Source organism: Deinococcus indicus, assembly GCF_002198095.1.
Lineage (GTDB): Bacteria > Deinococcota > Deinococci > Deinococcales > Deinococcaceae > Deinococcus > Deinococcus caeni.
Genome location: NZ_NHMK01000015.1, coordinates 1 through 10905 on the forward strand (window position 1 = coordinate 1; position 10905 = coordinate 10905).

Below are 10905 nucleotides of genomic sequence, written 5' to 3' on the forward strand. Positions count from 1 at the left end.
GTCTCGGTCAGGACTTTGTTTTGAACGCTTCCTTTGCGGCCTCATCGCCGCCAACGTGCCGGGGTCGAGGCCGTTGAGGCGTGAAGCCCGCCGCCCGTAGGAATTCATAGGTGCGCCCGAGATGGACGGACAGTCCGTACTGCTGCTGAAGCCAGTCTTGAACGTCTTTACCGGACCAGACGATGCCCTGCTCGAAGTCAGCGTGCAGTCGGGCGGCCAGGGTCTGTTGTTGCTCGGCGGTCAGGAGGCGGGGGGCGCCCTGGTTGACGTGACGCGCGTCACGGAGGCCAGCGAGCCCCTGTTCGCGGTAGCGCTTGACCAGTCCGTAGACGGTGACCCGGTTGTACCGGGTCACCTGAAGGATCTCAGGTACAGGGCGTCCTTCTGCGAGGAGGGCGAAGAGTTGGGCTCTGCGGCGTTCGACGGCACAGGTACTGGCCCGGTAGAGATGCCAGAAAGTGTCAGCGTCATGCGCCAGAGGGGCGGTCAGAGGGATCTGTTTGATGCCGCAATTATAATCTATTTAATCGGAGTCCGTATCAGGCGTGACCGGAAACGCTCAGCACCTGACACTTCACGAGAAATGGCGTCCTGAACGCAGTGCGACATGAAAAAGGGCGGTATCTGGGTCTGTGACGAGCCCCGATACTGCCCGCTTCCATGCTGACACGTTGGCCACTTACCTGCACACTCGCTGGCCACACCGCCGTACGGACGCGCTCCGTCGTCTTGCCGAAGTGCTCCTGGCCGTGCTCCAGGCCGAGTCCACACTCCACCGCAAGATCGCGCTTCATCTGCCCAGAGCAGCCACGCTGGAATCAAAAACCCGGACGGTGGCCCGCGTGTTTCACGACGCTCAGCTCACGCCGCAGGACGTCACAGACGTCCTGCTTCCCTTGCTTCCCGACGGCAAGCTCAGCCTGATCATGGGCCGCACCACCTGGCACTACGGCCAGACGCCGCTGAACATCCTCGTCTTGGGCGTTCTGCCTCAGCACCTGACACTGCACGAGAAATGGCGTCCTGAACGCAGTGCGACATGACAAAGGGCGGTATCTGGGTCTGTGACGATTCCCGATACTGCCCGCTTCCATGCTGACACGTTGGCCACCTACCTGCACACTCGTTGGCCACACCGCCGTACGGACGCGCTCCGTCGTCTTGCCGAAGTGCTCCTAGCCGTGCTCCAGGCCGAGTCCACGCTTCACCGCAAGATCGCACTTCATCTCCCCAGATCAGCCACGTTGGAATCAAAAACCCGGACGGTGGCTCGCGTGTTTCACGACGCTCAGCTCACGCCACAGGACGTCACAGACGTCCTGCTTCCCTTGCTGCCCGACGGCAAGCTCACCCTGATCATGGACCGCACCACGTGGCACTACGGCCAGACGCCGCTGAACATCCTCGTCTTGGGCGTTCTGCTTGGGGGCGCGGTGATTCCCCTCGTCTGGTCGATCCTGCCGCATCAAGGCAACAGTTGCACTGCTGCCCGAATCCTTCTTGTTGCACGCCTGCTCAAAGTACTCCCGGCTCGACGGTGGGCCGTGTTGATCGCAGATCGGGAGTTCGTGGGGCGCGAGTGGTGCTCGTTCCTGCGCTGGAAACGCATCCGGCAGTGTATCCGCATCCGGGGGAACACCAGAATCGAGGATGAACTGGTGCGAGACCTGTTCACGACGCTGCAACCGGGACAGGTGCGCACCCTGTTTGAGCGGACGTGGGTCTATGGGGGCTGGATGCACGTGGTCATCACCCTGTCCCCTGCGGGGGACAGGGTGATCGTGGCCTCAGATTTGCCCGTCCTGGATGTGTTGCGGACCTATCGGCTCAGGTGGGCGATTGAATCGGCGTTCTCCGCGTTGAAAGGTCGCGGGCTGAATCTGGAGGCCACGCACATGACGGCTCCAGAGCGCATCTCTCGGCTCTTTGGCCTGCTCTGTATCGCGCTGGCCTGGATGACGCGGATCGGCGCGCAGCGGACAGAAACTCACGCCCCTCGGCAGGACAAGCGTGGGCGAGCGGTCGTGAGCGTGACGCGGATCGGGTGGCAGATCCTGAGTCAAGCGGCACGGTGGGGCGGCGAGGTCTTCCGGGACTGTCTGCGGCTCCTCGGAATGCCGTTCCCAACCGCCAGCACGTCAGTTTCCCGAAGTGTCAGGTGCTGAGGAAGCTGTGGCATGCCTCATCTTAAAAAGCCCACATGGCGTAAGTAAATACCGGGTCAGTTTCTGAAATATCGAACTTGGACTGTTCACGCACTTGAAGCTTTTGCCCAACTGGACGCAATAAAATCGATGAAGGTTTGAGCCGAAATCAACAATTTTTCTCTTGGTTCTATGCCTAGACAAGCGTCGGCCTACGCTCAGATCCAAGAAGCTACGTAGCCGACCGGTTCATCGGGGGCGATGAGCAATGGAATCCCCTGGCAGGTCGGTGATCAGGCCACTCGGAGTTCCGCATGACGTTGAATTCGGCGGGTAGGGCGCGGCGGAGGCGCTCCAAGGCGTCCGTCAGGCGCGCGTACTTCGCCTGGATGGTGGGCCGGAGGATGAGGCGGCCTCCATGCTGACGGTAGACGGGATGGTGGTCGTCATCCTTCCAGCGGCCTGTGGGCCGCGCCTCCAGGCCAACCAGCCTGGATTCGGCGCGTGACCCGAGCGGCCTGAGCGGGGGAGAGGCGTCACCCCTGACCCGTAGCGGGTCAGGGGTGCTCGTGCGGCAGCGCCCCGGCGCCAAGGAGACCCATGATTCAACCCACTACCCGCACCCGGTCCTTCGCAGTCAGCAAAGGCATCATCGTCCACCTCATTAAGTCCCAGGCGGGAAGCCTCGGCAAGGCCCTGATGGAATCTGTGATGAACGGTATTGACGCGGGTGCCACCCGCATCGACATCACCCTGGACCGCAAGGGGTACACCGTGCAGGACAACGGGCACGGTTTTCAGACCGTCACTGACATCGAGCGGTACTTCGAGGAGTTCGGGTTCGACCACACGACCGAAGAAGAAGCGGGACGGCGGCAATTCGGGCAGTTCGGCCTCGGGCGTGGCCAGCAGTGGAACTGGGCTCATACGCTGTGGCGCACCCGAACCTTCGAGATGCACGTCGACATCCGCGCCTCCGGCCTGGACTACACGCTCCACGAAGGCCTCCCCGACGAGCCCGGCACCACCATCACCGGCACCTTCTATGAAGCCATCAGCACGCAGGAGGTCCTCACGCACGTCAAGCACCTCGGCGAGCTGGTCAAGTACAGCCCTGTGCCCGTGTTCGTCAACGGCCAAGACGTCACCACCCACCCGGATTCGGTGCGCACGTGGACGCACACGACCGACGAGGCGTGGATTCAGGCGAAAGAGCATGGGCCCCTGCGGGTCTACAACATGGGCATGTTCGTGGTGGAGATCCCCCCGCACCGCGCCGGCTGCTCCGGCACGGTCGTCACGAAGCCCGGCTCGGCCCTCACGCTGAACATGGCCCGCAACGACATCCTCGACAACGAGGACGGCCTCTGGCGGCGCCTCAAGAAGCTCCTCAAAGACATCGGGGACGAGCGCACCCGCACCAGTGCGCGCGTGTCCGAGTCCGACCTGAGGCGCTTCACCGCGCAGGTGGCCGTCTATGACGCTGACTTCACCCAGTACCAGAAGCTCCGGCTGTTCACGGACGCGGCGGGCAAGGGCCTCACCATCACCAAGCTCATCACGAGCCTGCGTGAGACGGGCGTCCTGACCCTCCACAGCGCCGAGCACGCCACCCTGAGTCGGCGCGCGGTGGAAAACCGCATGGCGACCGTGCTCGAACCGAAAACGCTCGAGCGCTGGCATGTCGAAACCCTGGGAGAACTGGTCGAACTGCTCGAGCGGTACTCCAGCCACGCAGGGCGGTTCGGTCAGTACGACGGCATGCGGCACGCGGAGGTCCTCGCCCAGGTTCGCGTGGAGCCGAACCTGCCGCACGCAGTCCCGGAACTCCGGGGCTTTTTCACGCTGAACGCGACCGTCAAGGGCTACCCGAAACTCATCCTCGACGGCCTCCGTGAGGTGTCACGCGACGTGCAGTTCGCCGTCTGGACGTACCGTGGCGGCCGCTATGGCCGCTCGGGGCCCTTCCGCGAGTACAGCCTGAAGGCGGGTCAGAGCGACGTCGCGGACGTCTGGACGGACGGCCAGCAGTACCTGGCCGTGCACGAGGACCGGCTGAGCGGCGCCGGCACCGCGCGGGACGTTGAACTGATCATCCTGGATACCCTGACCACCCTCCTCCCCGGGCGCAACAGCATGACCGAAGTGCCGGACGACTCCACGGCAGAAGACCTGATGCATGTCCTGCGCGCGACCCCGAGACTCACGGAGTGGACGTTCCAGGTGATCCGGCACGTGGCGCAGGAAGGCCTGCGACAGGGGGTCAAGGTACCGCACCGGCTGCTGCAGGTGCTGGGCCAGGCGGAGCGCCTGGATGATCAGGCACAGCGCGAACCGGCCCTCAACTGAGCCGCCGCCCGGAGCTGATCCTGCCCAGCTGGAGGAAGCGTCACCCCGAACTCCTGACGGATTCGGGGTGCCAGGGCAGGCATGACCATCGACCTCAACCCGGCATTCACGATCGAAGAGAAGTTCTTCCTGGGAGGACTGAAGCGGCGCCTGCAGATCCCCGCGCACCTGTGCAGTCCGCGAGGCCCTACCGGCAGCAGGTATTACGGGGCGGGCATCGGCTACGCTGCCGGCCTGCTCATGACCGATCAGGCCAGCCTCGAAACGGACGGCCAGAGCGTCCGCGTGACCTATCCGTCCAGCGGGAAAGCTGGCGGTACCCGCACCGTCATGAGCGCAGCCAGCGCCGCGGGCCGGACCTGGTGGTCCACTGGCAGCGGCGGCCTGAACAGCGCCACCGCACCATTCATGTTGCTGCTGGCCGAAGCGCTCGTGTTACGCGCACACGAAGAGACCCTCAGCGCCCTGCTGCAGCTCGCGGAGAAGACCGCCGGGCTCATGTCCGAATCGACGTTCAGAGGATTGCCCGCCCAGGACGCAAGCGTACGAGAAGCGGTACTGCGCCTGTCCGATTACGCGTACTTCGAACTGAAGGAGAAGCTGCTCACCAACGAAATCACCGAAGGTGCGTTCACGCCCGGACCGCTCAAGCCCGTGTCGACGAGCCGGTTGAACCAGCTGCTCCTGAACGCCCGTGTCGTCGCGCCCACGAACACAACGCCACTGTCACGGCTGCGGCGACTCGCCCGGCGTGGCGGCTCGGCCCTCCTCGTCGGCCCGCCCGGAACGTTCAAGACCGAAACAGTGAAGCAACTGGTACTCGACGTCGGCGCGGCCGTCGTGAAAATGCGCGGGGCTCCCGGTGTGGAAGACCGGGACTTCATTGGTGCGGTGACGCCCGGCGTGAACGGCCCGGAGTGGGTGGACGGCCCCCTGGCGCGGGCTTTCATGCTCGCCAAAGACGGCCTCACCGTCATTCAGATTGACGAGATCCTGCGCTACCACGCGGAACACCTGCAGGTCCTCGTCGGCGCGATGGACGAACTGAGCTTCGAGGACGCCCGAGCCGTCTTACAGGCGCCGCTGGAGCGTCAGGGCCAGACGCCGGACCAGGTCACCGCGGCGGTGCAGGCGACCCTGCCCGATCCGAACACGCGGTACTACCTCCTGGACCTGCCGACTGGCGACGCGATTTTCTGCCCGAAAAAGAACCTCGTGTGGGCGCTGACCACCAACATGGGTGAGGACCACTTGCAGACGGCGCAGAATCTCGACTCCGCGCTGCTCTCCCGCATTGACCTGGTGATCGATTACGAACGGCCTGAAGCGGACGTGGTGTTGCCGATCTACGAGGCCGTGGCCGGTGACTCGCGCCTGGCACGACTGGGCTACGACTTGGAGGATCTCACCTACAGCATCTCGTCCGACAGTGAAGGCCTGCTCGTCCGGCCCATGGATGCCCGCAAGACCATCGCGCTGCTGAAAGAAGCTCGCGCGTGTCTCGAAGATGGCCTGTCCATGCGAGAAGCGATTCTCGAAGCGGCGTTCGTGACGGCTGTGCCGCACTGCTGCCCCAGGGACGCCCGAGGGTTGATTGAGCCGGCGAGCCGTCAGAACCTTCTGAAACGAATCGAGGAGGAAGTCCTTTCGGCCGCCTGAGGTGAGATCACTGTTCTTCCAAACATTGGATTGTTGGGATCATGCGGTCTGGTTATTGGCAATGCCACTGCGAATACTGTCTTCGGTTTGTCGAGGGTTCCCGCGTCTTTAGCGAAATGAGCGGCAGCCCGTCTACTCTGATTTTCAAATGCAAATACATTGTCAACTAATTAATCAAGATCAGACCTGATCTAAATATGAGTGATTAATTAATTTAATTTATTGATTTCTAAGCATGTCACATGTGCAACAGGGGAATACGGAAATGAATATAAAGAGGGTGGTCAAAATTATTTGACCACCCGTCACCAAAACGGGCCATATTTACCAACACAGGAGCAACTATGAAACGTTCTGCATTCCTTATTCTCACACTTGGACTAGCTTCTTGCGGCGTTAAAAACGTTGCGCCTGAACTCACTGCGGATGCGGGCGAATCTCGCCAGTATCTCTTTGACCCCTCAACGGGAGAAATCAAATCCGCATCGGGCGTGGGCGAATTGGGATACAACATCACCAGTTGCCTCATCACAATCGCGTATGCTCATATGTCTTCAACAGTTCCTGGAAGTGTCAAGGTTAACGGCACGGCAACATGCCCGCCATCAAGCGAGCCTTACGTTCTACAGCTCACTACCGTCCTAGAAAAATGTAATGATAGTATGGGATATGTGTGTTACGCCTATAAAACTGGCACAACAACCGGCAAAACCGTCGGTTCTTCTGGAGCCAGCTGGTTTAACGAGCATATGAACTCATTTGCGCAGTGCTACGCTTCGGCGTATTTCAGGGGCCGAGTTATTATTAAAGCATTTAAGCCAGATGGAGTATCAATCGCGGTGCCTTTGGTTGAGCCGGTCGGCTATATTAACTGGGTTCAGTGCCCTTAAAATTATTGATCTAGAAAGCGGCCGGGCATTCGGCTGCGTATACGCCTTCAGGAAGGATCATGACCACACCATATCTAGAACGAGCGCGGCAAGCGATGAGCCGACTCGAGCAACAATTGCCCAGGCTCGACGATGTCGCCCTTAGCAGACTGACTACCATTCTCGAAGCGGCCGAACACTTTGCGGATTCACTTGCTTCGCTTGAAAGGGATCATCAAGAACGGACGACGGCTGATAGACAGATTGCGTCTTCAGCTGAAGATCTCCTGCAGGCTGCTGCAGCACTCTATGATCATTTAGGAACACCAATGTCAATGCGGATTGCGCGGCAAAATATTGAGATTGTTGAAGAGCAGGTAGAAAAAGCTTTCGTGGCTATCCTCAATGTTATGGATTTCCAAGATCCATCGTGGGCACCAGTTACAGCAGCTCATCTCAATCTTGGTTTTGAAGTCATCGCAGCAAGACGATATATATTGCGTGGCTACGCGCGGTTTGGCCCCAATTCATTGCCAGATATGAACCTCTTCCCTCAATTACCTTAACCACGATGATTCACCTGAAGCTAGGCACTGGTAAAGATTGCGAGTAGTGCGTCCAATCTGAGCCATCTTGATAGGAACTGAACATCACCCTCCAGGTCAACTGGAGGGTTCGTGCTGCGCATGCTTACCCTTCCCGCGTCCCGTCCCACTCAGCCCTGGCACCAGCAGCGGTCCATCCGCAAGGCCGTACTGGACGTGTTCCGCTACTGCAGCCGGAAACTGTCGTACACGCTGCTGCTCAAGCCCAGTGATGACCTCGCGTGGGTCATGCCGGAACGGCGGTTGGTGTTCATCACAGCCTCCCTGCCCGACGTACCACCTGGCGTCCGCTACGACCCCATCGATGAGCACGGCCGACGCAGCCTCTTCCTGGTCGGGTTCGCCGCGCACGAGGCCGGGCACGTCCGGTACTCCGGTCCAAAGCCGCCCGGCAGTCTCGGTGAGCTGTGGAACGCTCTGGAGGACGAGCGGATGGAACGCCTGATGGCCCGCGATTACCCGGAACTGCGCCTCGCCCGGGCGTTCACCTTCCTGGGTGACGTGGTCAGTGCGCGCGCCCAGGGGAAATGTGACGGCTCTGCACTGGAGGGCTGCCTGTTCTGGCGGTGGGAGCACGACCGCCTGAACCCGCGGTGGTCCGTCCGGGAGGAGGACCGGGAACTCTGGGCGGATGTTCGTCCGCTCGTCGAGGCGTCCTGGCGCGCGAAGGACAGTGAGCAGGTCACCTGGATCGCCCGGGCGATTCTCGACCTGGTGCGGGACCAGCAGCAGCAGGGCCAGCCCCAGGCGGAGGAATGCAGCAGCGCAGGTGATCCCCAGCAGGCGCAGGACGCGCCGGGTGGTGCAGATGGACAAGGCCAGGGCAGCGGTGCTGACGGTGCTCCCGCAGAGGCCCAGGCCCCTGGTAGGGACGGTGATCAGGAGGTGGACATCCCCGACAGCTGGAATGGGCAGGTCAGTGCGACCGGTGCAGACGCCGACACGCGGGACGGCACGGCGAACCCTGCTGACGGCGAGGGAAGTGACGCGCAGGACCGCGAAGCCCTTGAGCGGACCCTTGAAGCGCTGCGCGGTACGGTCGGCGCAGGGCGTGAGGACCGACCCATCATCCCGGTGCCTGACCAGGGCGACGGGCCGGGCCCATGTGCAGAAGGCGTTGAGGGATACGCCCGGCAACTCGCGCCCCTGCTCAGGCCCCCGGAGCGGGCTGCGATGCCCACCCCCCACCGGTCCCGAGGCCGGTTCCGGTACGACCGGTTCGCGCAGGGCGCCGAGCGGCAGTTCGCGCGCACCAACACCCCGAACCGCCCCAGGCGATCGTGATCGACCAGCTGCTCGATGTGAGCAGCAGCATGAAGGGCGAGCCGCTCGCGTGCGCCGCTCAGGCGGCCCTGCTCCTTGCCCGCGCTGCTTCCCTGACCAGCACACGCGTGCGCATCACGGCCTTCAACGTCGGGTTTCAGGAGATCGTCGAGCCCGGCGCGGACTTCGAGTACGCCCGGCAGCAGATCTCCGGACTCGAAGCCGCCGGGGGAACGCGACTGCACACGGCGCTGGAGCACGTGCTGCGCACGTCACCCGCGCGGCCATCCGAAGTGCACGTCGTGAACATCATTTGCGACGGGGAACTCGCGCCGAACGATTACGAAACCTGCACGAAGCTGGTCAAGGACGCCCGAGCACGCGACGTGCGCTTCATCCCAATCCTGATCGGCGACGCGACCGGCGCCTACCTCGACTGGCAGCGGGCGTTCGGCTCCGCCGTGCCCTGCCAGGACCTGAGCAGCCTTGTTTCAACACTCAAAGCCACCCTCACCGCCCTGCGCGCCCGGATCAGCTGAGTGACACCACACCCCCCCGCGCGGGGCGGGGGGACAGGCATCGCCGCGGAGTCTTGCGCCGGCACCCTGGTGGGCATGAAAGCCATCACTGTCCCGGCCGCCGCCCTCCTCACCAGCCTGCTCCTCGGGTCCTGCGGCACCAGCCTGCCCCTGCCCGGCGGGGCCACGCCCCCCACGCAGATCCTCACGGTGAAGCTCACCGGCGCGTCCACCACGACCGTCACCGTCAGGAATATCAGCACGAACGTCCGGACGGACGTCGAAGCCAAGGATGGCGTGTGGAAAGGTCCTCTCGCCAGAGGCACGTACGCCGTCTCGGTCGGTGCGGTCGACGGACGGGTGACCCCAGCCGCGCAGACGGCCGACCTGACGAGCACCGACCAGACCCTGAACTTCACGTACCATGCGGCCCCACCCGCAGCCGCCACGTTCACCCTGCAGGGAAGGTCCGTCACCGCTGGCAACGACCTGGTGTACGGCGGGGCGGACATCAAAGTGCAGCTGAGTCCCCTCCCGGAGGGCGCGGCCGTCGCGTGGCGCGTCTCCCGGGGAGACATCACGCCAGGAGAGGCGGGGAGCGCCACGATCCCCTACAGCGCCACCAACCGCGAGCAGCTCACGGGCGGTGAACTTACCGTGACCGCTGAAACCGGCGGCCAGACCTACCGCACCACGTTGCGCGTTGATGACGCAGCGCCCACAGCAGACGGCGGCGTGCTGCTCACTCTGCCTGGAGGGCAGAAGACGGTCCTCACCAGCGGCGACGAGTTGCCGCTCGGCACGACCTTCGAGGCGACCTTCCAGGACAGCGGTGTGGGCATGGCCCCCGTCACGTTCGCCACGTGGCGCAGCGGCCTGCCCGTGCAGACCACCTTCACCACCACGGATCAGCTGACGGAGGCCAGTCAGTACGAACTGCGCTCCAGCGGCATCCAGGACCGCCTGGGCAACCGCGTGGGCAGTGAGGACGGCGTGCTCGGCACGTTCGGGACGGACTACCACGCGCCGGACATCACCGCGGACCGGGCCAGTGGCAGCGTGCTCGCCCCGCTGCCCACCGACGGCACCGGCACCACGGAAGACGCCCTGACGTTCCAGGTGAGCGACCCCCGCCGCGTGGACGGCTCGGCCGGCAGTGGGCTGCGCCGCGTCACAGTGATACGGACTCCGATTAATTAGCCAATAAAGGCCACCAGTGGAAGAGCGTGTGCCGAGTGACCAGATCAGGTTGACCTTCCAACCAGACGCAGCGATCCGAGAGGGCTGCCTCCACCTCCTTGATGCTCTTGAACGCTCTATTCGCAATCGGCACATCCGTCAACTCCCAGAGCCGTTCCGCCGGCTGCAATTCCGGCGAGTACGGCGGCAATGTCACCGTCTGAATCCCCTCAGGATGCCCGACATCCGGTGGCACATGAAAACCAGCCCCATCCTGAACGACCAACACCCGATGGTCGGCGCCCGCGCCGACCTTCTG

10 protein-coding genes and 1 pseudogene are annotated in these 10905 nt (G+C 63.0%); 9 read left to right on the forward strand and 2 right to left on the reverse strand.

The window, feature by feature from the left end; translation table 11 throughout:
- Positions 1-7: 7 nt before the first annotated feature.
- Complete coding sequence (locus CBQ26_RS11670; RefSeq protein ID WP_088247849.1) at positions 8-523, reverse strand: winged helix-turn-helix domain-containing protein; 516 nt, start codon at positions 521-523, stop codon at positions 8-10.
- Positions 524-632: 109 nt separating this feature from the next.
- Between CBQ26_RS11670 and CBQ26_RS11675 the strand changes: the two are divergent.
- The 9 genes and pseudogenes from CBQ26_RS11675 to CBQ26_RS11705 all read left to right on the forward strand — a co-directional run.
- Positions 633-989: pseudogene (locus tag CBQ26_RS11675) on the forward strand (IS4 family transposase); the annotation flags it as partial.
- Positions 990-1064: 75 nt separating this feature from the next.
- Positions 1065-2165 (forward strand): IS4 family transposase, encoded by a 1101-nt coding sequence (locus tag CBQ26_RS11680; RefSeq protein WP_425319428.1) that lies wholly within the window; start codon positions 1065-1067, stop codon positions 2163-2165.
- A 579-nt stretch (positions 2166-2744) separates the two neighbouring features.
- On the forward strand, positions 2745-4493 hold the full coding sequence (locus tag CBQ26_RS11685; RefSeq protein ID WP_088248821.1) for an ATP-binding protein: 1749 nt from the start codon (positions 2745-2747) through the stop codon (positions 4491-4493).
- Positions 4494-4574: 81 nt separating this feature from the next.
- On the forward strand, positions 4575-6152 hold the full coding sequence (locus tag CBQ26_RS11690) for an AAA family ATPase (protein WP_088248822.1): 1578 nt from the start codon (positions 4575-4577) through the stop codon (positions 6150-6152).
- Between the two features lie 344 nt (positions 6153-6496).
- Entirely contained in the window at positions 6497-7042 is a 546-nt protein-coding gene (locus tag CBQ26_RS21310) for a hypothetical protein (RefSeq protein ID WP_143342068.1), read from the forward strand.
- 59 nt (positions 7043-7101) lie between these two features.
- Positions 7102-7587, forward strand: a complete 486-nt coding sequence (locus tag CBQ26_RS21315) for a hypothetical protein (protein ID WP_143342069.1) — start codon at positions 7102-7104, stop codon at positions 7585-7587.
- 120 nt (positions 7588-7707) lie between these two features.
- Entirely contained in the window at positions 7708-8910 is a 1203-nt protein-coding gene (locus tag CBQ26_RS11695; RefSeq protein ID WP_216360356.1) for an ICP22 family protein, read from the forward strand.
- The gene (locus tag CBQ26_RS11700) at positions 8907-9428 is read left to right on the forward strand and encodes a vWA domain-containing protein (protein WP_088248823.1); all 522 of its coding nucleotides are present in this window, start codon (positions 8907-8909) and stop codon (positions 9426-9428) included. Before CBQ26_RS11695 ends, CBQ26_RS11700 begins: the two co-directional genes overlap by 4 nt.
- Before the next feature lie 75 nt (positions 9429-9503).
- On the forward strand, positions 9504-10607 hold the full coding sequence (locus CBQ26_RS11705) for a hypothetical protein (RefSeq protein ID WP_088248824.1): 1104 nt from the start codon (positions 9504-9506) through the stop codon (positions 10605-10607).
- On the opposite strand, the gene CBQ26_RS11710 is transcribed toward CBQ26_RS11705, so the two are convergent.
- Positions 10600-10905 (reverse strand): transposase (locus CBQ26_RS11710; RefSeq protein ID WP_172418051.1); only part of this gene is annotated, 306 nt, incomplete at its 5' end. The genes CBQ26_RS11705 and CBQ26_RS11710 overlap by 8 nt on opposite strands.

Excerpts from the sequence above, each read along its gene's own strand:
- CBQ26_RS11685 (WP_088248821.1), top strand. The coding sequence starts at position 2,745 with ATGATTCAACCCACTACCCGCACCCGGTCCTTCGCAGTCAGCAAAGGC.
- CBQ26_RS11690 (WP_088248822.1), top strand. The coding sequence starts at position 4,575 with ATGACCATCGACCTCAACCCGGCATTCACGATCGAAGAGAAGTTCTTC.
- CBQ26_RS21310 (WP_143342068.1), top strand. The coding sequence starts at position 6,497 with ATGAAACGTTCTGCATTCCTTATTCTCACACTTGGACTAGCTTCTTGC.
- CBQ26_RS21315 (WP_143342069.1), top strand. The coding sequence starts at position 7,102 with ATGACCACACCATATCTAGAACGAGCGCGGCAAGCGATGAGCCGACTC.
- CBQ26_RS11695 (WP_216360356.1), top strand. The coding sequence starts at position 7,708 with ATGCTTACCCTTCCCGCGTCCCGTCCCACTCAGCCCTGGCACCAGCAG.
- CBQ26_RS11705 (WP_088248824.1), top strand. The coding sequence starts at position 9,504 with ATGAAAGCCATCACTGTCCCGGCCGCCGCCCTCCTCACCAGCCTGCTC.